This window comes from Nonomuraea endophytica, from assembly GCF_014203235.1.
Classification (GTDB): domain Bacteria; phylum Actinomycetota; class Actinomycetes; order Streptosporangiales; family Streptosporangiaceae; genus Nonomuraea; species Nonomuraea endophytica.
In genome coordinates this window covers 303,830-323,313 of the sequence record NZ_JACHIN010000003.1, presented here as the reverse complement: position 1 = coordinate 323,313, position 19,484 = coordinate 303,830, and the positions used below count along the sequence as shown (strand labels likewise).

At 68.3% G+C, this 19,484-nt stretch carries 19 protein-coding genes; 10 read left to right on the top strand and 9 right to left on the bottom strand.

Annotated elements, in window-relative coordinates:
• Positions 1 to 33: 33 nt before the first annotated feature.
• Positions 34 to 516: an EF-hand domain-containing protein gene (locus HNR40_RS13380; protein ID WP_184960898.1), complete on the bottom strand. Its 483-nt coding sequence runs from the start codon at positions 514 to 516 to the stop codon at positions 34 to 36.
• 87 nt (positions 517 to 603) lie between these two features.
• Positions 604 to 963, bottom strand: coding sequence for an STAS domain-containing protein (locus HNR40_RS13375; protein ID WP_184960896.1), 360 nt, complete (start codon positions 961 to 963; stop codon positions 604 to 606).
• Positions 964 to 1,049: 86 nt separating this feature from the next.
• On the opposite strand from HNR40_RS13375, the gene HNR40_RS13370 reads away from it, so the two are divergent.
• A complete protein-coding gene (locus tag HNR40_RS13370) occupies positions 1,050 to 1,379 on the top strand; it encodes a helix-turn-helix transcriptional regulator (RefSeq protein WP_184960894.1) in 330 nt (109 codons plus the stop codon).
• Here HNR40_RS13370 and HNR40_RS13365 read toward each other — a convergent pair.
• Entirely contained in the window at positions 1,363 to 1,602 is a 240-nt protein-coding gene (locus HNR40_RS13365; RefSeq protein WP_184960892.1) for a WhiB family transcriptional regulator, read from the bottom strand. The genes HNR40_RS13370 and HNR40_RS13365 overlap by 17 nt on opposite strands.
• A gap of 294 nt (positions 1,603 to 1,896) precedes the next feature.
• On the opposite strand from HNR40_RS13365, the gene HNR40_RS13360 reads away from it, so the two are divergent.
• On the top strand, positions 1,897 to 3,108 hold the full coding sequence (locus HNR40_RS13360; RefSeq protein WP_184960890.1) for a glycosyltransferase: 1,212 nt from the start codon (positions 1,897 to 1,899) through the stop codon (positions 3,106 to 3,108).
• A 40-nt stretch (positions 3,109 to 3,148) separates the two neighbouring features.
• On the top strand, positions 3,149 to 4,108 hold the full coding sequence (locus HNR40_RS13355) for a DNA topoisomerase IB (RefSeq protein WP_312896326.1): 960 nt from the start codon (positions 3,149 to 3,151) through the stop codon (positions 4,106 to 4,108).
• Here HNR40_RS13355 and HNR40_RS13350 read toward each other — a convergent pair.
• Complete coding sequence (locus tag HNR40_RS13350; RefSeq protein ID WP_184960888.1) at positions 4,096 to 4,671, bottom strand: dihydrofolate reductase family protein; 576 nt, start codon at positions 4,669 to 4,671, stop codon at positions 4,096 to 4,098. The two genes, HNR40_RS13355 and HNR40_RS13350, sit on opposite strands and share 13 nt — an antisense overlap.
• A 93-nt stretch (positions 4,672 to 4,764) precedes the next feature.
• Here HNR40_RS13350 and HNR40_RS13345 point away from each other — a divergent pair, with 93 nt between their 5' ends.
• On the top strand, positions 4,765 to 5,232 hold the full coding sequence (locus HNR40_RS13345) for a hypothetical protein (RefSeq protein ID WP_184960886.1): 468 nt from the start codon (positions 4,765 to 4,767) through the stop codon (positions 5,230 to 5,232).
• 73 nt (positions 5,233 to 5,305) lie between these two features.
• Here the strand turns inward: HNR40_RS13345 and rpsA are convergent, their stop codons facing one another.
• The 3 genes from rpsA to polA all read right to left on the bottom strand — a co-directional run bounded on the left by rpsA (position 5,306) and on the right by polA (position 11,086).
• Positions 5,306 to 6,802 carry a 30S ribosomal protein S1 gene (gene rpsA, locus HNR40_RS13340; RefSeq protein WP_184960885.1) on the bottom strand — a complete coding sequence of 499 codons (1,497 nt, stop codon included), beginning with the start codon at positions 6,800 to 6,802 and terminating at the stop codon, positions 5,306 to 5,308.
• A 212-nt stretch (positions 6,803 to 7,014) separates the two neighbouring features.
• Positions 7,015 to 8,187: a polysaccharide deacetylase family protein gene (locus HNR40_RS13335; protein WP_312896325.1), complete on the bottom strand. Its 1,173-nt coding sequence runs from the start codon at positions 8,185 to 8,187 to the stop codon at positions 7,015 to 7,017.
• Between the two features lie 208 nt (positions 8,188 to 8,395).
• Positions 8,396 to 11,086 (bottom strand): DNA polymerase I, encoded by a 2,691-nt coding sequence (gene polA, locus HNR40_RS13330; RefSeq protein ID WP_184960883.1) that lies wholly within the window; start codon positions 11,084 to 11,086, stop codon positions 8,396 to 8,398.
• A 122-nt stretch (positions 11,087 to 11,208) separates the two neighbouring features.
• Between polA and HNR40_RS13325 the strand changes: the two genes are divergently transcribed.
• From HNR40_RS13325 to HNR40_RS13300, 6 genes are all read left to right on the top strand, one after another.
• Positions 11,209 to 11,553 carry a PaaI family thioesterase gene (locus HNR40_RS13325; RefSeq protein ID WP_184961660.1) on the top strand — a complete coding sequence of 115 codons (345 nt, stop codon included), beginning with the start codon at positions 11,209 to 11,211 and terminating at the stop codon, positions 11,551 to 11,553.
• A gap of 637 nt (positions 11,554 to 12,190) precedes the next feature.
• Positions 12,191 to 13,342, top strand: coding sequence for a branched-chain amino acid ABC transporter permease (locus HNR40_RS56215; protein WP_312896324.1), 1,152 nt, complete (start codon positions 12,191 to 12,193; stop codon positions 13,340 to 13,342).
• Between the two features lie 11 nt (positions 13,343 to 13,353).
• Positions 13,354 to 14,340 (top strand): branched-chain amino acid ABC transporter permease, encoded by a 987-nt coding sequence (locus HNR40_RS13315; RefSeq protein ID WP_184960879.1) that lies wholly within the window; start codon positions 13,354 to 13,356, stop codon positions 14,338 to 14,340.
• Positions 14,330 to 15,268 carry an ABC transporter ATP-binding protein gene (locus HNR40_RS13310; RefSeq protein ID WP_184960877.1) on the top strand — a complete coding sequence of 313 codons (939 nt, stop codon included), beginning with the start codon at positions 14,330 to 14,332 and terminating at the stop codon, positions 15,266 to 15,268. The genes HNR40_RS13315 and HNR40_RS13310 overlap by 11 nt, the downstream gene beginning before the upstream one ends.
• A complete protein-coding gene (locus HNR40_RS13305) occupies positions 15,265 to 16,050 on the top strand; it encodes an ABC transporter ATP-binding protein (RefSeq protein ID WP_184960875.1) in 786 nt (261 codons plus the stop codon). Before HNR40_RS13310 ends, HNR40_RS13305 begins: the two co-directional genes overlap by 4 nt.
• Before the next feature lie 90 nt (positions 16,051 to 16,140).
• Complete coding sequence (locus HNR40_RS13300) at positions 16,141 to 16,542, top strand: hypothetical protein (RefSeq protein ID WP_184960874.1); 402 nt, start codon at positions 16,141 to 16,143, stop codon at positions 16,540 to 16,542.
• 48 nt (positions 16,543 to 16,590) lie between these two features.
• Here the strand turns inward: HNR40_RS13300 and HNR40_RS13295 are convergent, their stop codons facing one another.
• The gene (locus tag HNR40_RS13295; protein ID WP_184960872.1) at positions 16,591 to 17,886 is read right to left on the bottom strand and encodes an ABC transporter substrate-binding protein; all 1,296 of its coding nucleotides are present in this window, start codon (positions 17,884 to 17,886) and stop codon (positions 16,591 to 16,593) included.
• A 210-nt stretch (positions 17,887 to 18,096) separates the two neighbouring features.
• On the bottom strand, positions 18,097 to 19,386 hold the full coding sequence (locus tag HNR40_RS13290; RefSeq protein WP_184960870.1) for an ABC transporter substrate-binding protein: 1,290 nt from the start codon (positions 19,384 to 19,386) through the stop codon (positions 18,097 to 18,099).
• Positions 19,387 to 19,484: the final 98 nt, after the last annotated feature.

The following is a 19,484-nucleotide window of genomic DNA, read 5'->3' as shown; positions in this document are numbered from 1 at the left end:
GTTTCCCAGATCACCCCTGCCCGCATAACACCCTCAATCACCCCATCGTCCACCAAAATGCACCCCACCCCCTGCTTCCCGGTAGGCGCGGACGAAGGCTTCGTACAGTTCGCAGGGCAGGGCCGCGCGGCCGTCCGGGTGGACGTTGCGCAGGAACGCCGTCACCTGCGCCCGGGAGAAGTCCAGGCCGCGCCGGCACAGGTAGTCCCGCAGCGTGCGCGTGTCGATCTCCGGGCTGCCGAAGCCGGGGAAGACCAGCTCACCGCCGTAGAAGGGCGCCGGTGCCCGTTCGCGTAACTGGGCGAACTCCGCGCGGGAGATGAGCCCGTCGCCGTCGCTGTCGGTGAGCTCGATGAGGAAGTCGACGTCGGACCTGGACACCGGCTGCGCCATCAGCCCGAGCCCGAGCAGGATCTCATCCGCGGACAGCAGTCCGTCACGATCGCTGTCGAACAGGTCGAAGACATCCCGATCCGCCCAGATGGATTCGGGCGCTCGAAAAGCGCAGTACGTCATGGAAGGTCGCCTCCTCGGCGGGATGGCGGGATGCCCCGCCATCCAACCCCGACCGACTACCCCGACAAAGAGGGAAAAATCCTGTCTTCAGGGCCGGTGTACGTTGGGCGAGACGGCCGCCCAGGCTCCTTCGAGGGTGTCGTGGACGTTCAGCCGGTCCAGCACGCCGGTGATCCGCAGGACCCGGATCGGAACCGGCTGAACGGCGACCAGATGCACCTGACCTCCGTCGTGCTCGCCGAAGAGATGGGCGCTCAGCAGCACCTTCAGGCCACTGCTGTCGAGGAACGTCATCCCGGCCAGGTCCAGCACCACCGGCACCCCGGGACGGCGCGCGTCCTCGATCGCGCTCGCCAGGCCCGCGGAGTTGGTGGCGTCGACCTCACCGACGACGCGGATCAGCATGGCCCCGCGCGTGTGCTCACACCTGACGTCGAGACCGCTCACGGCACCAGGGTAACCCCGATGACCTTTTCCGGAAAGAGAGTTCGTCAGTCATTGAAGTTGAGGTCAGGGGCCTGGAGGATGAAAACATGGGTAGCTCTGATGATCGCTCGTCGTGGACGTTCCTGACACATCACGCGCGGGTGCTGCTGGAGATCGCCCGTGACCCCGAAGCCCGGCTCCGCGAGATCGCGTTCACGATCGGCATCACCGAGCGCGCGGTGCAGGGCATCGTGACCGACCTGGAGCAGGCCGGCTATCTCACCCGCGACCGGGTGGGCCGCCGCAACCGCTACGAACTCAACCTCGACCAGGGCTTCCGCTACCCGACCGAGGCGCACGCGCCGGTACGCGCCCTGATCGAACTGTTCGTCAGCGAGGCACCGCCCGGCGACCCGCGCTCTACCGACGAATCCTGACCCCGCGCTGCGCCGGATCGGTGCCGCCCCAGACGCCCTCCGCCTGCCGGGTGTCCAGCGCATAGGCCAAGCACTGCTCGCGTACCGGACATCGGGCACAGACCGCCTTGGCCGCCATGACCTGCTCCTCGCCCGGCCCATGGGTGGACACGGGGAAGAACAGCTCCGGATCGACCTCCAGGCAGGCCGCTTGTTCCGTCCAGTCGTGGATCAATGTCCGCATCCAGCGCGCCTACCCCTGCTACGCGACGTCATGCGACGGACCGGTGAGGTTTGAGGCCCGCGTTTCTCGGTAGCGAAGGTGAAGCCGGCGGGGAGGAGAGTCGATGAGACGTCCCGGGTTCGACTCCCCGCCGGACGATCCAGCCTTACCCACGGCCCGCGCCCGCGAGGCGCTCCGGCCGTCCCAGCCATGGCGACGCCGCCCTGCTGGTGACTCGGCTCGGCGCGGCCGTGCGCGCCCTACAGCGATCTTTCGAGACCCCAGGCGAGCACGTGGTGAAAAGGAGCCGAGCGCATGAGAATCGCCATGATCTCCGAGCACGCCGACCCCCTGGCCGCGATCGGCGGAGTGGACGCCGGCGGGCAGAACGTTCACGTGGCCGCCCTGGCCTCGGCACTGGCCGCGCGCGGGCACACGGTCGTCGTCCACACCCGGCGCACCTCCCCCCACCAGGCGGAACCGGTGCCGATGGGGCTGGGCGTCACGGTGGACTACGTTCCGGCCGGGCCTGCTGAGCCGGTGGCCAAGGACGGGCTGGCGCCGTACATGCCGGACTTCGCGCGGATCCTGCGCGAGCGCTGGCGGCGCGAGCGGCCGGACGTGATCCACGCGCACTTCTGGATGAGCGGGCAGGCGGCGCTCGCGGCGGCGGCGGACGTGCCCGTGGTGCTGACCTACCACGCGCTCGGCACCGTGAAGCGGCGCTGGCAGGGCGCGGCCGACACCAGCCCGCCGCATCGCGTGGAGGCCGAGCGCGAGATCGGCCGGCGCGCCGACGCGATCGTCGCCACCTGCGCCGACGAGGTGCGCGAGCTGGCCGCGATGGGCGTGCCGTCCGAGCGGGTTTCGGTCGTGCCGTGCGGGGTGGATCTCGATCGTTTCCATCCCGCGCCGCCCGATCCCCTTGAGGCGAGCCGCTGGTGGTGCGGCCCGCGTACCGGCGGCCGGGTCCTCTGCATCGCCCGGCTGGTGCCGCGCAAGGGCGTCGACACCGTCGTCCAGGCGCTACGCCGGTTGCCCGGCGTCGAGCTGCTGATCGCGGGCGGCGTCCAGGAGGACGGGGAGCTGGCCCGGTTGCGCGGCCAGGCCGCCACGCACGGCCTGGCCGGGCGGGTACGGCTGATCGGCAGCGTGGCCCGGCCGGACGTGCCGAGCCTGATGCGCTCGGCCGACGTGGTGGTGTCGGTGCCGTGGTACGAACCGTTTGGAATCGTCCCGATCGAGGCGATGGCCTGCGGCGTGCCCGTGGTGGCCTCGGCCGTAGGCGGACATCTGGACACGGTCGCCGGCTGGGGCCCGCTGGTGCCGCCGCGCCGGCCGCGGGCGCTGGCCAGGGCGCTGCGTGAGCTGCTGGAGTCTCCGGAGCGGCGCGCGGAGCTCGGCGCCGCGGGCGCCCGCCGGGCCCGCCGCCGCTACAACTGGCCACGCGTCGCCGAACGCACCGAGGCGGTCTACGCGCAGGTGATCAGCGGACGGATCGTCCGGCTTGAGGCCTCGGGCTGCTGACGGGCGTGTTCCTGGCGGGTTTGCGGGTAGGCGCGATGGCGTGCGCCACAGCAACCCGGAGGAACCGGGCATCACCCGTCGGCGTCGTGGCCGGGGGTTCAGCTACCACTACGCCGACGGCCGCCGCGTGCGCGACCGCCGCGTGCTGGCCCGGATCCGCGGCCTGGCCGTCCCGCCCGCCTGGCGGGAGGTGTGGATCTGCCGTGACGACGGCCACCTGCAGGCCGTGGGCACCGACGCGGCGGGCCGGCGCCAGTACCGCTACCACGACCTGTGGCGGGAGGAGCAGGACCGGCTCAAGTTCGACCGGGTCACCGAGATGGCCGGGCGGCTGCCCGCCTTCCGCCGCCGGGTCCGGCGGCATCTGGGGCAGGACGGGCTGACCCGCGAGCGCGTGCTGGCCGCCGCCGCGCGCATGCTGGACCTCGGGCTGTTCCGGGCGGGCGGCGCCGAGTACGACTCCTATGGCCTGGCCACGCTCAGGACCGAGCATGTGACCCGCACCGGCGACGGCGTCCTGTGCAGGTTTGCGGCCAAGGGCGGCAAGCCGCAGGAGACGGAGATCCGCGACCCGCACGTGCGCGAGGTGGTCTCCGCGCTCCTGCGCACCGGCCATGACGGCGAGCTGCTGCGTTACCGCAACGGCACGGGCTGGAAGGACGTGCGCACCGAGGACCTCAACGACTACCTGCGCGAACTGCTCGACTGCGAGGTGTCGGCGAAGGACTTCCGCACCTGGCACGCCACCGTCCTGGCCGCGGAGGGCCTCGCCCGCACGCGCCGCCCGCGCGGCAGGCTCGGCCGGCGGCGGGCGGTGCGCCAGGTGGTGGAGCAGGTGGCCGACCGTCTCGGCAACACTCCGGCCGTCGCCCTGGCCTCCTACATCGACCCGCGGGTCGTGCGCGCCTACGAGCGTGGCAGGACCGTGTCGCTCGACCAAGATCTGGAGGAACAGGTGATCCAGCTGGTCCTGCGCACGCGACGGGCTCAGGCGGAGTAGGTCATGACGGCCAGGCCGCTGTCCAGGATCACGTGATCGGTCAGCGTGAACCGGCGCGCCTCGGCCTCGCCGCGCCCCGCGAACAGCGGCACGCCCGCACCGGCCGTGACCGGGCTGACCTTGACCACGATCTCGTCGATCTCGTCGTAGAGCGCACCCGCCAGCTCCGCGCCGCCGACCAGCCAGATGCCGAGGCCGTCCTCAGCCTTCAGCTTCCTGACCCGCTCCACGGGGTCGCTCGCGACGATCTCCACGTCGGTGGTCTGGGCGAGCTTGCGGGAGAAGACGATGTGGCGAAGGTGCGGGTAGGCGTCGCTGACGCCCATGTCCAGGCCGATCTGGTACGAGCGCCGCCCCTCCACCACCGTGTCGAAGCGCGTGCCCGCATCCGTGACACCGAGCGCCTGACGGGCGTTGACCGGCAGCGTCTCCGGGTAGTTCGCGATGACGAACTCGATGTAGTCCTGCCCGATGGCGAACAGCCCGCCCGACGGGTCGGCGTCGGAGCGCTCGGCGATGTAGCCGTCCAGGGTGGAGGCGACGTAGTAGGTGAGCTTGCGCATATGGTCGTTCCTTCGATCTCTTTGATGTGCAGGACGCACGGCCGACGACCCTACCGGATGGCACCGGAGGGTCTGACCACGGAGGAGAGCCTCATGGCACGCAACCCCGCACTCGCCCCTCTCGACGCCCTGGTGGGCGAATGGAGCGTCGAGGCCCATATCGGCGGCCACACCGTCTCGGGCGGCCGCGCGGTGTTCGAGTGGATCGAGGGCGGAGCGTTCCTCGCCTTCCGCGCGTACGGCACCGCCGACGGCGACGCCCCGCAGGAGTGGCAGTCGGACTCACCCTTGCCGTCCATCTGCCTGATCGGCGTGGACGACGCCACCGGCGTCTTCTCCTACCTGCACTCCGACGCCCGCGGCGTGCACCGGGTCTACCAGATGACGCTCGCGGACGGCGTCTGGCGGATCTGGCGCGACGCGCCCGGCTTCAACCAGCGCTTCACCGGCGTCTTCGAGGAGAACGGCCGGAAGCTCGCCGCGGCCTGGGAGTTCTCCAAGGACGGCGCCGACTGGTCGCACGACTTCAGCCTCACCTACACCAGGACCACACCGGGCTGACCGGCCCCGGACAGGGGACAAGCCCCGCACCACGAGGGTGCGGGGCTTGATCCTTTAGCGCTTGCCGAGCTGGTTAGCTCTGCCCGCCGGCGAGCTTCTCGCGCAGTGCCGCGAGAGCTTCGTCGGAGGCCAGGGCGCCGCTGGCCGGAGCGGACGAAGACGAGGTCGAGGAGGAGGAGCTGGCCGGAGCCGGCGTCTCACCGCTGTAGGACGAAGGAGCGGCCTCGCCGGCCTCTGCCTCGGCCTTGCGGGCCTCTTCGATCTGCTTCTTGTGGGCCTCGAAGCGGGTCTGGGCCTCGGCGTACTGCCGCTCCCACTCCTCGCGCTGGCGGTCGAAGCCCTCCAGCCACTCACCCGTCTCGGGGTCGAAGCCCTCGGGGTAGATGTAGTTGCCCTGGTCGTCGTAGGTGGCGGCCATGCCGTAGAGGGTCGGGTCGAACTCGACCTCGGTGCCGACACCCTCGTTCGCCTGCTTCAGCGAGAGGCTGATGCGACGGCGGTCGAGGTCAATGTCTATGATCTTGACGAAGATCTCGTCGCCGACCTGGACGACCTGCTCCGGAATCTCCACGTGGCGCTCGGCCAGCTCGGAGATGTGGACCAGGCCCTCGATGCCCTCTTCGACCCGAACGAACGCGCCGAACGGCACCAGCTTGGTGACCCGGCCGGGAACGACCTGGCCGATCTGGTGGGTGCGGGCGAACTGCTGCCACGGGTCTTCCTGCGTCGCCTTGAGCGAGAGGCTGACGCGCTCGCGCTCCATGTCGACGTCGAGGACCTCGACGGTGACCTCCTGGCCGACCTCGACAACCTCGGACGGGTGGTCGATGTGCTTCCAGGACAGCTCCGAAACGTGGACGAGACCGTCGACGCCACCCAGGTCCACGAAGGCACCGAAGTTGACGATCGAGGACACGACGCCCTTGCGGACCTGGCCCTTCTGGAGGGTGTTGAGGAAGGTCTGGCGGACCTCGGACTGCGTCTGCTCAAGCCAGGCGCGACGCGACAGAACCACGTTGTTGCGGTTCTTGTCGAGCTCGATGATCTTCGCTTCGAGCTCGCGGCCGACGTAAGGCTGGAGGTCACGGACCCGGCGCATCTCGACCAGAGAGGCCGGGAGGAAGCCACGGAGGCCGATGTCGAGGATGAGACCACCCTTGACGACCTCGATGACGGTGCCGGTGACGATGCCGTCCTCGTCCTTGATCTTCTCGATCGTGCCCCAGGCGCGCTCGTACTGAGCACGCTTCTTGGACAGGATCAGGCGACCCTCCTTGTCCTCCTTCTGGAGAACCAGGGCCTCTACGTGTTCGCCGACTTCCACGACGTCCGCGGGGTCGACATCGTGCTTGATCGAGAGCTCTCGCGAGGGAATGACACCCTCGGTCTTGTAGCCGATGTCGAGAAGAACCTCGTCTCGATCGACCTTGACGACGGTGCCCTCGACGATGTCGCCGTCGTTGAAGTACTTGATGGTCTCGTCGATCGCTGCGAGGAAGGCTTCCTCGGACCCGATGTCGTTGACCGCTACCTGCGGGGTGCTCGAGGTGGCCTCAGTGCTGGACGTCATGTGTGGAATTGCTCCGAACGCGGACAGATATCGATGTGGCGGCGCGCGGCAGGCCCTCTTCCGCATCAAGCCGAGGATTACGACATCGACGTGACCGAGCGCGAGCCCGCTCCGTCTGAGGCGCGCGCGAGCCCACAGCGCAGCGATCAGCATATGAGACCTAGCGGCGGGGGTCAATCCGAGAGGGCGATGACCTTCGAGAACCACGGCGCCTAATAGGCGTTGACCTGGTCTCTCCGCTTCGCGGCGATATTACCCTGAAGCTTCTTCGGCACCGAGACGCGGTCGGGGTCACCGTCGGAGACATAGCGCCAGCCCGGGTGCTTCTGCAGCCATTCCAGCCAGTACTGCGAGCACCACTTACGGCATTCGCCCTTCTTGCCGTTGCTCTGGATCCGCTGGACGGCACCAGGATCGTACCCCTTGGCGAAGGGTGACAGCGACGGCTCGGCCCCCGCCAGGAAGACCGCGTCGAAGTCGTACCGCACGCCGCCCCACTCCCCCTTGCGGGCCGCCTTCTTCTTGTGCGGCATGCTCCCGAACGGCAGCGCCATCGTCGTGGAGGGCGGCACTCCGAGCTTCTTCAGCATGCGCTCCAGCCGCGCGATCTGCTCGCGCACCTTCTTGGTGCCCATCGCCCGCAGGTTGGGGTGCGTCCAGGTGTGGTTGGCCACCTCGAAGCCCTGCCTGTGCAGCCACTGCGCGGCCGAGGCCTGCTGCTCCTGCTTCTGCAGCCCGAACGGGTAGTGATTGACCCAGAAGGTCGCGACAGGCCGGAAGGACGGGTATTTGCGGGCGACGTCGTAGATGATGGCGACCGCGGTGTTCTTGGCGGGCCGTCCCTGGTCGTCCAGGGCGAAGTGGCTCGAATGACCGTCGTCGAAGGTCAGCACGACGGGGAACTTGCCGGCCGGCACCTGGATGCGCCCGGCGGCGAACTCGGCCGCGGTGATCGGCACGTAGCCCTGCTTGGCCAGCTTCTCCAGCTCCTGCCGCAGTTGGTCGGGGGTGCGGTCGATCGAGGCCATCCGCTTCTTGATGATGCGGTGGTACATGATGATCGGCACCAGCCCGGCCTCGTTGGCCTTCACCTGCCTGGCGAACTCCGGCGTGGCGACCACCGCCGGCGGCTGGCTCGCCGTGGGGATCGGTGCGGGCTCGGACGGCTGCCCGGACGGCTGCCCGGACGGCTGCACGGACGGCCCTGGAGAGGACGGCCGGCCCGACGAGGGCGCCGGCTGGATCTGCCCCACCTTGACCGCCTCCGGCGGCGGCCGGTCCCCCGGATCGTCGCCCGGCATGATCATCAGGGCGACGACCGCGACGAGGATGACCGCGACGTTCGCCGCACCGATGACACGCGTGGATGACAGTGAGGGCCGCACAGAACTCCCGTACCGGTCGGGGGATTTTCAAAGGTCCAGGGTAGTCCAGAAGCCCTCCGCGGAAGGCCCAAGGCACACCATGTCCGACCATGTCACGCATCACAGTGCAACATCACACATGTCCGGTTTGCGGCGCGGCGGGCCGTACCGGAGGGTAGAAAAACGGGACGGCGGGCCCGGAAGCGGACCCGCCGTCGCAGAGCGGAGATCAGTGCCCCGCGTCCTCCCACGTACGCCCCACGCCCACCGAGACCTCCAGCGGCACCCGAAGCTGGTAGGCGGCGTTCATCTGGTCGGTCACGAGCTGCCTGAGCTGCTCCAGCTCGCCCGGCGCCGCCTCGAACACGAGCTCGTCGTGGACCTGCAGCAGCATCCGCGAGCGCAGCCCCTCCTCGCCCAGCGCCTGGCGCACGTTGAGCATCGCGACCTTGATGATGTCGGCCGCCGAGCCCTGGATGGGCGCGTTGAGCGCCATGCGCTCGGCCATCTCGCGGCGCTGGCGGTTGTCGCTGGTCAGGTCGGGCAGGTAGCGGCGGCGGCCCATGATCGTCTCGGTGTAGCCGTCGGTGCGGGCCTGGGAGACGATGGCGTTGAGGAAGTCGCGCACGCCGCCGAACTCCTCGAAGTATTCCTCCTTCAGCGCCCGCGCCTCGGCCACCGGGATGTTGAGCTGCCCGGCGAGACCGAAGTCGGACAGGCCGTAGGCCAGGCCGTAGTTCATCGCCTTGATGCGCGCGCGCAGCTCGCCGTCGACCTGCTCCGGCGGCAGGTCGAATACCCGCGAGGCGGTGGCGGCGTGGAAGTCGTGGCCCGACTCGAACGCGGCGATCAGCGACTCGTCGCCCGACAGGTGCGCCATGATGCGCAGCTCGATCTGGCTGTAGTCGGCGGTCAGCAGCGTCTCGTAGCCCTCGCCGACCGTGAAGCCCTGCCGGATGCGGCGGCCCTCGGCGGTGCGGATCGGGATGTTCTGCAGGTTGGGCTTCTCCGACGACAGCCGGCCGGTGGCCGCGATGATCTGGTTGAACGTGGTGTGGATGCGGCCGTCGTCGGCGATCTCCTTGATCAGGCCCTCGACGGTCTGGCGCAGCTTCTGCTGGTCGCGGTGGCGCAGCATGATGACCGGCAGCTCGTGGTCGGTCTGCGTGGCCAGCCAGGCCAGCTGGTCGGCGTCGGTGGAGTAGCCGGTCTTGGTGCGCTTGGTCTTGGGCAGGTTGAGCTGGTTGAAGAAGATCTCCTGCAGTTGCTTGGGCGAGCCGAGGTTGAACTGCTCGCCCACCACCCGGTGCGCCTCCTCCACGGCCTGCTTGACCGCGGCGGCGAACTGCGCCTCCATGCCGGTGAGGTAGTCGTGGTCGACCGCGATGCCGGCCCGCTCCAGCTCGGCCAGCACCCGCACCAGCGGCAGCTCCACGTCGGCCAGCAGCTGGGTGCCGCCGCGCTGGGACAGGAACGTCTCCAGCGAGTCGGCCAGCTCGCGCACCGCGTGGGCGCGCAGCGCGAGGTCCTTGGCCGGGGCGTCCTCGTCGTCGCCGAACAGCGCCGCCTGCCCGCCCGACTCCTCCTCGACCTTGAGGTCGCGGTGGAGGTAGCGGCGGGCGAGGTCTTCGAGGGCGAAGGTGCGCTGGCCCGGCATGGCGAGGTAGGCGGCGAGCGCGGTGTCGGCACTCAGGCCGCGCAGGTCGAGGCCCTGCGTCCACAGGGCCAGCAGCGGCCCCTTGGCGTCGTGGACGGCCTTGGGCCGGTCGTCGGCGGCCAGCCAGGCGCCGAGCGCGGCGAAGTCGGCCTCGGTGAGCTTGGTCGGGTCGATGTGGGCGGCGGTGCCGTCGGGCGAGGCGATCGCGATGCCGTCGATGCGGCCGGTGCCGCTGCCGTAGGCGCCCTTGAACGCCAGGCCGGCGCGGCCCGCGGGCATCGCCTCCAGCCAGCCGGCCACCCGGTCGGGGCCGAGGATGATCGTCTCGACCTCGAAGCCCTGCTCGGGCTCCTCCTCGCCGCTGCCGAGCACCTTGAACACGCGCTCACGCAGCTCGCCGCGGATCTGCAGGGTGTCGAAGAGCTTGTTGATCTCCTCGCGGTCCCAGACGCCCTGGGTGAGCTCGGCGACCTCGACGTCCACCGGCACGTCGCGCAGCAGTTCGGTGAGCCTGCGGTTCATCAGCACCTGGGCGACGTGCTCGCGCAGCTTGTCGCCGACCTTGCCCTTGACCTCGTCGACCCGGTCGACCAGCTCGGTCAGCGAGCCGAACTCGCGCACCCACTTGGCGGCGGTCTTCTCGCCCACGCCGGGGATGCTCAGCAGGTTGTCGCTCGGGTCGCCGCGCAGCGCGGCGAAGTCGGGATACTGCTGGGGCGTCAGCTCGTACTTCTCGAAGACCGCCTCAGGCGTGAAGCGCGTCATGTCGCTGATGCCGCGGCGGGTCATGAGCACGGTCACGCGCTCGTTGACGAGTTGCAGCGCGTCGCGGTCGCCGGTGACGATCAGCACGTCCATGTCCTCGCCGGAGGCGCGGGTGGCCAGGGTGGCGATGAGGTCGTCGGCCTCGAAGCCGGCCTTGGACAGCCGGGGCACGCGCAGGGTGTCGAGCAGCTCGTAGATGAGCTGCATCTGGCCCTTGAAGTCTTCGGGCGTCTCGCTGCGGTTGGCCTTGTACTCGGAGTATTCCTCGTGCCGGAACGTGGGCTCCGACCGGTCGAAGGCCACCGCCACGTGGGTCGGCTGCTCGTCGCGCAGGATGTTGGTCAGCATCGAGGTGAACCCGTAGACCGCCTCGGTGTGCTGACCGTCGGTGGTCATGAGGTTGGCGTCCTTGAGCGCGTAGAACGCGCGATAGGCCAGCGAATGCCCGTCAAGGAGCAACAGGCATGGGCGGTTGGGGGTCACTTCACTCTTCGGCACACCAGAAGCCTAGTCTCCAAGTGCGACAGAAAACCTGAGCTCGGAAGACTGGAGGCTCCTCCTTGACGCAGATAGACCGGGTCACCATCGACTCCCTTCACGGCGGCACGCTCGCCGAGCGTATGGGCATAGAGATCGTCGAGGCCAGTGCGGAGCGCGTGGTGGGCCGCATGCCGGTGGAGGGCAATACCCAGCCGTACGGGTTGCTGCACGGCGGCGCGTCGGTCGTGCTGGCGGAGACCCTGGGCTCGGTCGGCTCGGCGATCCACGCCGGCGAGGGCCGCATCGCCGTCGGCATCGAGATCAACGCCACCCACCACAGAGCGGCCACGTCCGGGCACGTCACGGGCGTGGCGACGCGCATTCACGGCGGCCGCTCGCTGGCCACGTTCGAGATCGAGATCACCGACGAGGAGGGCCGGCGCGTGTGCACCTCACGCCTCACGTGCATGCTGCGTGACGCCTGAGACGGCGAAGGCAGTTCGGCTCACCCTTTGCACACGGCCCCCGTGGGTCGCTACGGTTGACCGGACAGAGCCCGCGGGGAGGCCGAGTAGATAACGTGTCGGGCCGGGGAAGCCGGACACGGTCCCAAAGGTCACCCCCGGGCTCGCCCTATTCTTTGCCCGCTCAATAAGCGGGTCATCCCACCTTTCCGGGCTTGATGCATACGTCGCCCGCCTGTGCAGCGCTTTCCGACCGATCGTTATGGTCTCGTTTTAGTACGGCTCCGCGCCCATGCCAGGGGTATACCTCGATTTAGCCCCTGACCTGCCTTCTTATTTGCTCACATCACCGACACACCCGCATCACTAATTGGTGACGAACGGTTCGGAACCGGACGTCGCCGGAATAGGCTCCCGCCACAGCATCCCAGTTGTGCCTGCGATGCCCGCGTGTCGAGATGGAGGGGTACAACCCAAGCCCCGCCTTGACCTAATAGAGGGAGCACCATTGCGCAGAGCCGTGATCGCGTTCACGGCCTTCCTGGGTGGACTGATCTTCCTGCTCGCCAGCCCCGCGTCCGCGGGGCCTGCCGACTGTCAGGGAGTGAAGGGAACACTCAAACTCCAAGGCCAGCCAGTGAACGGCGCGAAAATCGTCGTGACCACCGAAGACGGAAAACCCGTCAAGGAGGTCGCCAGTAACGCCCAAGGCACATGGGACGTCCAGGTCGACAAACCGGGGAAGTACAAGGTCACCCTGGATGTCAGCTCGCTCCCTCAGACCGCTGAGGTCCGCGGCGGCAACAACGTCCGCACCCCGACGGTTTATAAGGACAACTGCTCCACTGTCCTGTTCGCCCTGGTTCCTAAGGCGGGTGGCGAGCAGACTCCCGGGGCTCCGGCTCCCACCGACACCAGCGACAGCAGTTTCTGGACCCGGGCCGCACAGCTCACCTTCGAGGGTTTCAACCTCGGCCTGATCATCGCGCTCGCCGCGATGGGCCTGTCGCTCATCTTCGGCACCACCAAGCTCACCAACTTCGCCCACGGCGAGCTGGTGACGTTCGGAGCGCTGATCGCCTATCTCTTCAACGTCGGCTTCGGCCTGGGCGTCATCCCGTCCGCGATCATCGCGGTGCTGGTCGGCGGCGCCTTCGGCTACCTCCAGGACCGCTTCTTCTGGGGGCAGCTGCGCAGGCGGGGCACCGGCGTCATCGCCATGATGATCATCTCCATCGGCGTGGCGATGTTCCTGCGCTTCCTCTTCCTGTTCCTGCACGGCGGTGACAGCGAGCCGTACACCGAGTTCAACGCCCAGGCGGGCATCACCGTCGGCCCGATCACCGCGGCGCCCAAGAACTTCATCATGATGGCCATCGAACTGGCCGTGCTCGTCATCGTCGGCATCGCGCTGCTCAAGACCCGCACCGGCAAGGCCGCGCGGGCAGTGGCCGACAACCCGGCGCTCGCCGCCTCCTCCGGCATCAACGTCGACCGGGTCATCCGCGTCATCTGGACCGCGGGCGGCGCCATCGCGGCGCTGGCCGGCATCCTGCTCGGTCTGTCGCAGACCGTGAAGTTCACGATGGGCCAGGACATCCTGCTGCTCATCTTCGCCGGAGTCACGCTGGGCGGCCTCGGCACCGCCTTCGGCGCGCTGGTCGGCTCCCTCATCGTGGGCCTGTTCATCCAGCTGTCCACCCTCTGGATCTCTCCTGAGCTCAAGAGTGTGGGCGCGCTGGCCGTACTCATCATCGTCCTGCTCTTCCGGCCGCAGGGCATCCTCGGCCGCCGCGAGCGGATCGGCTGACGGGGGGAATCATGGACTGGTTCAACATCATGGTGACCACCGTCGAGGCGGCGGTGGGCGTCGAGACGGTCTTCTACATGCTGGCCGCGATCGGCATCAACCTTCACTTCGGGTACACCGGCCTGCTCAACTTCGGCCAGGCGGCCTTCCTCGGCGTCGCGGCGTACGGCCTGGCCGTCACCGTGGTCACGATCGGCCTGCCGTTCTGGGTCGGCATCGGCATCGGCCTGGCCTCGGTCATCCTGCTCGCCCTGCTGCTCGGCATCCCGACGCTACGGCTGCGCGCCGACTACCTGGCCATCGTCACGATCGCGGCGGCCGAGATCGTCCGCCTGATCTTCCGCTCGGTCACGTTCAAGGACTACTTCGGCGGCTCCGACGGCCGCTACGGGTTCTCCGAGGGCTTCTTCGCGATGAACCCCTTCTCCAAGGGCGAGTACGGCATCGGCCCCTTCACCTTCAACGAGCGCGTCACCTGGGTCCTGCTCATCGGCTGGATCCTCGTCGGCCTGTCGTGCCTGGTGATCTACATGCTCATGAAGAGCCCGTGGGGCCGCGTGCTCAAGGCCATCCGCGAGGACGAGGAGGCCGTGCGCGCGCTGGGCAAGAACGTGTTCTCGTACAAGATGCAGTCGCTGATCCTCGGCGGCCTCATCGGCAGTTTCGGCGGCTACATCTACGCGCTGGGTTACGCCTCGGTGCAGCCGGACGCGTTCTCGACCGAGCTGACCTTCTACGCCTACACGATCGTCATCCTCGGCGGCGCGGCCCGCGTCTTCGGCCCGGTCGTCGGTTCGATGATCTTCTGGGTGCTGCTCGTCTTCATCGGCAACCTGCTCAACGAGCTGATCGAGGCGCAGTACATCACGTGGATGTCGGTCAACCAGATCGGCGCCTTCCGCTTCATGCTGGTCGGTCTCGGCCTGGTGCTGCTGCTGGTCTTCCGTCCGCAGGGTATCTTCGGCGACAAGAGGGAGATCGCACTCGATGCACGCTGAAACCAAGCCCACAGACCACAAGGCCGCCGCGCTGGCCGCCTTCAAGGACCTCCAGCGCGAGCCCGGCGTCACCAAGCCCGACCCGATCCTGGTCGTCGACAACGTCGTGCGCCGCTTCGGCGGCCTCACCGCCGTCGACGTCAAGCACGTGGAGATCCAGCGCGGCTCCATCACCGCGCTGATCGGCCCGAACGGCGCCGGCAAGACCACGTTCTTCAACCAGCTGACCGGCTTCGACACCGCCGACGCCGGCGAGTGGACGTTCAACGGCTCCAGGATGAACGGCGTCGCGGCCCACAAGGTCGCGCGCTCCGGCATGGTGCGCACGTTCCAGCTGACCAAGGCGCTGTCGAAGCTGACGGTCATCGAGAACATGCGCCTCGGCGCCCAGAACCAGAAGGGCGAGAGCTTCTTCCGCGCGCTGCTGCCCTCCTCCTGGCGCGCCCAGGAGGACGAGATCACCGCGCGCGCCGATGAGCTGCTCGCGCGCTTCAAGCTGGACGCCAAGCGCGAGGACTTCGCGGGGTCCCTGTCCGGCGGCCAGCGCAAGCTGCTGGAGATGGCCCGCGCGCTCATGGTCCGCCCCGAGCTGGTCATGCTCGACGAGCCGATGGCCGGCGTCAACCCGGCGCTGACGCAGTCGCTGCTGGGCCACGTCAAGGACCTGCGCGAGCAGGGCATGACCGTGCTGTTCGTCGAGCACGACATGGACATGGTCCGCGACATCAGCGACTGGGTGATCGTGATGGCCCAGGGCACCGTCATCGCCGAGGGGCCGCCGGACACGATCATGTCCGACGCCCGGGTGATCGACGCCTACCTGGGCGCCCACCACGACGCGCCGCTGTCCGAGGAGGAGCTGGAAGAGCAGCTCCAGGAGGCCGAGGCCGCGCTCGAGGCCGAGGTCGAGGAGGAGGCAGGCAAGTGAGCAGCATCCCGGAATCCAAGGCGGCCGTCACCGACCGCAGCGCCCACGTGGCGGGGGCCGAGAACGCCGTGCTCCGCTGCGACGAGCTCATCGCGGGCTACCTGCCTGGGGTCAACATCCTCAACGGCTCCGACCTTTACGTCGGCGAGGGCGAGCTGATCGGCATCATCGGCCCCAACGGCGCCGGGAAGTCGACGCTGCTCAAGGCCATGTTCGGGCTGGTCAACATCCGCAGCGGCACGGTCGTGCTCAAGGGTGAAGAGATCACGAACATGAAGGCGCACCAGTTGGTCGCCCGCGGGGTCGGCTACGTCCCGCAGAGCAACAACGTCTTCCCCAGCCTGACGATCGAGGAGAACCTCGAGATGGGCGCCTACCAGGTGCCCACGAAGTTCAAGGAGCGCTTCGAGTTCGTCGCCGAGCTGTTCCCCGCGCTCAAGGAGCGGCGCAAGCAGCGCGCCGGCTCCCTGTCGGGCGGTGAGCGGCAGATGGTGGCCATGGCCAGGGCGCTCATGACCGAGCCGTCGGTGCTGCTGCTGGACGAGCCGTCGGCCGGCCTGTCGCCGAAGCTGCAGGACCTGGTCTTCATCCAGGCCCAGCAGATCAACAAGGCGGGCGTGACCGTGATCATGGTGGAGCAGAACGCGCGGCGTTGCCTGCAGATCTGCCACCGCGGTTACGTGCTCGACCAGGGCCGCAACGCCTACACCGGCACCGGCCGCCAGCTGGCCAACGACCCGAAGGTCATCGAGCTCTACCTGGGCACGCTGGCACGGGCGTAAACACGCTGTTTCGCGCGAAGGGGTCCCTTTGGGGCCCCTTCTCCGCGTTTAATGAGCATTGTGCGACGCATTACGGCTATCGCCCTGTTAATGCCCATGCTCGTGGCCTGCCAGAACAGCCCACCGGCGCAGAAGACGCAGGCGTCCGCGAGCGAGACCGCCAAGTACAGCACGGGCGGCGACCCCGACGACGACCCCTGCACCCGCGTCGTCTCCTCCATCGGCTACGCCGGGCTGCTGCTCCTGCCCGCGGGCAAGGAGGACGAGCAGAACTTCGAGAACGCCGTCCTGGGCCGGCTGGCCGAGTTGCGGGGAATGGTGCAGGAGTTCGGCCCCCGGCTCCCCCAGACGCTCCAGGGCGAGGCGGAGAAGGTCGAGAAGGCCACGAAAGGGCTGTCCAGCGCCCAGACCCCCAGGAAGCGCCAGGTGGCGCTCCTGAAGGACTACCGGGCCGCCGCCGACAGGATCGTCGAAGGCTGCAAGGGCCGCTGAACGCGAAGAAGCCCCGGGACCGAGGTCCCGGGGCTCCCGCCTGACTACTTAACCGTCGATGTTGCCGGTGCGGTAGTCGATGGCCTTGGCGGGGTACTTGTTGTCCGCGCCGTACTGGTAGATGCCGATGGTGGCCGTCGCCGGGTCACCGGCGTCGTTGAACTCGACCGGACCGCTGATGCCGTCGTAGTCGATGTCCTTGCCGGCCTTCAGCAGGTCGACGCAGGTCTTGAAGTCGTTGCACTTCTCGCCGCCCTTGCTGACCTCGCCCAGCTTCGTGGCGATGTCGGTGCCCGCGTCGCTCTTGGCGGCCTCGGCGGCCAGGGCGATGAGGTTGGCGGCGTCGTAGGACTCAGGCGCGTAGCTGAAGTCCTCGAGCTTCGGGTTGATCTCGAGCAGCTTCTTCTGGAACGTGTCCGGAGCGGCCGCGCCGGGAAGCGTGCCCTTGACGCCCTTCAGGGTGTTCTTCGGGAACTTCAGGAAGTTCGTGTTGGACAGGTTGCCGTCGACCATGTACCAGTGGTGCTTGTCAGCGGTCAGGCCCTGCTTGACGAGCTCCTGGACGACCTTGTTGGTCTCGGCGAAGCCGATGAGCACGATGCCCTTCGGGTTCTTGGCCTTGACCTTCGCGACGTCGGCCGAGAAGTCCGCGGCCTTGGGGTCGTAGATGATCTTCTCGACGACCTCGCCGCCACCGGCGATGACGGCCTTCTCCGTGGAGTCGGCCAGGCCGGTGCCGTAGGAGTCCTGCAGCGCGAGGATGGCGACCGTGTCGTCGCCGTCGGCCACCGCGAGGTCACCCAGGACGCGGCCCTGCAGGATGTCCGGCGGAGCCGTACGCCAGAACAGGCCGTTGTCCTTGTAGGTGGTGAGCTCGATGGAGGTGTTGGCGGGCGAGAAGTGCACCACGCCGGCACCCGTGATCTTGTCGATGACGGACAGCGACACCGAGGAGGAGGCGGCGCCGATGATGGCGTCCACCTTCTTGGCCAGCAGGCTGTCCACCGACTGCGAAGCGATCTGCGTCGTGGTGTCGCCGGAGTCGGTGTGTGAGACCGAGACCTGCTTGCCGAGGACGCCGCCCGCGTCGTTGATCTCCTTGACGGCCAGGTCGACGCCGGCGAACTCGGGCGGGCCGAGGTAGGCGAGCGAGCCGGTCTGCGGGAGGAGCGTGCCGAGGTTCAGCGTGCCGTCGCCCTTGCCGGCCGCGGCCGAGGTCGCCGGCGCCGCCGAATCGGTGGCCTTGGTGCCGGCGGTGTCAGCGCCGCCGCCACAGGCCGTCAGAGCGAGGCTCGCCGCAGCCGCGACGGCGAGCACGCGCCCGAGTGGGGCAATGCGGGTCATGAAGTGTCTCCTTCATCCAGGCCGGGAGGCTGTCAGCACCGCCGACGTTCCCGATCGAATGAGCGAAACGTACAAAAAGCAGCACGCTTCCAGCTAGATGCCTGGAAGAACTGTCGGCACTTGGATGCTGAGTCGTAATCACTCCTCAACTTATGAAGAAAACCCCCAGGTAGCGGCCGGTTAGCTGGGAAACCGGCCGCTGACACCCTGTTACCCCGCGATGTTCCCCGACCGATACTCCAGAGCCTTGGCCGCGTCGAAGGTGTTGTTCTGCCCGAATTGGTAGATGCCAATCGTGGCGGTCGCCGGATCGCCCGCGTCGTTGAACTCCACAGGCCCGCTCACGCCGTCGTAGTCGATGTCCTTGCCCGCCTTGAGAAGGTCGGCGCAGACCTTGAAGGCGTTGCACTTCTCGCCGCCCTTGCTGACCTCGCCCAGCTTCGCGGCCAGGTCGGCGCCCACGTCGCTCTTGGCCGCCTCCGCCGCCAGCGCGATCAGGTTCACCGCGTCGTAGGACTCGGGGCCGTACCCGAAGACGTCGAGGTCCGGATTGACCTCCAGCAGCTTCTTCTGGAACGCCCCCGGCGCCTCCGAGCCCGGCAGGGTGCCCTTGACGCCCTTCATCGTGCCCTTGGGGAACTTCAGGTAGTTGGTGTTGGACAGGTTGCCGTCGACCATGTACCAGTGGTGCTTGTCGCTGGTCAGGCCCTGCTTCACCAGCTCCTGGACGACCTTGCTGGTCTCGGCGAACCCGATGAGCACGATGCCCTTCGGGTTCTTCGCCTTCACCTTGGCCACGTCGGCCGAGAAGTCGGCCGCCTTGGGGTCGTAGAGGATCTTCTCCACGACCTCGCCCCCGCCGGCGAGCACGGCCTTCTCCGTGGAGTCGGCCAGGCCGGAACCGTAGGCGTCCTGCATGGCCACGATCGCCACCGTGTCGTCGCCTTCCGAGACCGCCAGGTCGCCCAATACCCGGCCCTGGAGGACGTCGGGCGGGGCCGTACGCCAGAACAGGCCGTTGTCCTTGGCGTTGGTGAGCTCGATGCCCGTCGCCGACGGCGAGAACATCAGCACACCCGAGCCCGTGATCTTGTCGAGGATGGACAGCGAGACCGAGGAGGACGCCGATCCCACGATCGCGTCGACCTTCTTGGCCAGCAGGCTGTCGGTGGACTGCGCGGCGATCTGGGTCGTGGTGTCGCCGGAGTCGGTGTGCGCGACCGAGATCTGCTTGCCCAGCACGCCGCCCGCCGCGTTGATCTCCTTGACCGCCAGATCGACGCCCGCGAACATCGGCGGGCCCAGGTAGGACAGGTTCCCGGTCTGAGGGAGTACGGAGCCGAGGACCAGCGTGCCGTCGCCCTTGGCGACGGTGCCGCCCGGCGCGGAGGCCGTGTCGCTCGCCCGGGTACCCGCACCGTCAGTGCCGGAGGATCCGCAGGCCGCGAGTGCGAGGGCCGAGACCGCCGCGGTCGCGACGGCCAACGCTCGCCGAATCATCGATATCTCCTTCGTGCAGATATGCAGGGGGGACATGGAGTTCGCGAAATCCACGATCAGCATGACCCCGGAAATATCCGGCGGGAGAGGCCGCGACC

Bases quoted from the DNA above. Each gene is read 5' to 3' on its own strand.
- HNR40_RS13380 (WP_184960898.1), bottom strand. From the start codon at position 516: ATGACGTACTGCGCTTTTCGAGCGCCCGAATCCATCTGGGCGGATCGG.
- HNR40_RS13370 (WP_184960894.1), top strand. From the start codon at position 1,050: ATGGGTAGCTCTGATGATCGCTCGTCGTGGACGTTCCTGACACATCAC.
- HNR40_RS13365 (WP_184960892.1), bottom strand. From the start codon at position 1,602: ATGCGGACATTGATCCACGACTGGACGGAACAAGCGGCCTGCCTGGAG.
- HNR40_RS13360 (WP_184960890.1), top strand. From the start codon at position 1,897: ATGAGAATCGCCATGATCTCCGAGCACGCCGACCCCCTGGCCGCGATC.
- HNR40_RS13350 (WP_184960888.1), bottom strand. From the start codon at position 4,671: ATGCGCAAGCTCACCTACTACGTCGCCTCCACCCTGGACGGCTACATC.
- HNR40_RS13345 (WP_184960886.1), top strand. From the start codon at position 4,765: ATGGCACGCAACCCCGCACTCGCCCCTCTCGACGCCCTGGTGGGCGAA.
- rpsA (WP_184960885.1), bottom strand. From the start codon at position 6,802: ATGACGTCCAGCACTGAGGCCACCTCGAGCACCCCGCAGGTAGCGGTC.
- HNR40_RS13325 (WP_184961660.1), top strand. From the start codon at position 11,209: ATGGGCATAGAGATCGTCGAGGCCAGTGCGGAGCGCGTGGTGGGCCGC.
- HNR40_RS13315 (WP_184960879.1), top strand. From the start codon at position 13,354: ATGGACTGGTTCAACATCATGGTGACCACCGTCGAGGCGGCGGTGGGC.
- HNR40_RS13310 (WP_184960877.1), top strand. From the start codon at position 14,330: ATGCACGCTGAAACCAAGCCCACAGACCACAAGGCCGCCGCGCTGGCC.
- HNR40_RS13300 (WP_184960874.1), top strand. From the start codon at position 16,141: ATGCCCATGCTCGTGGCCTGCCAGAACAGCCCACCGGCGCAGAAGACG.
- HNR40_RS13295 (WP_184960872.1), bottom strand. From the start codon at position 17,886: ATGACCCGCATTGCCCCACTCGGGCGCGTGCTCGCCGTCGCGGCTGCG.
- HNR40_RS13290 (WP_184960870.1), bottom strand. From the start codon at position 19,386: ATGATTCGGCGAGCGTTGGCCGTCGCGACCGCGGCGGTCTCGGCCCTC.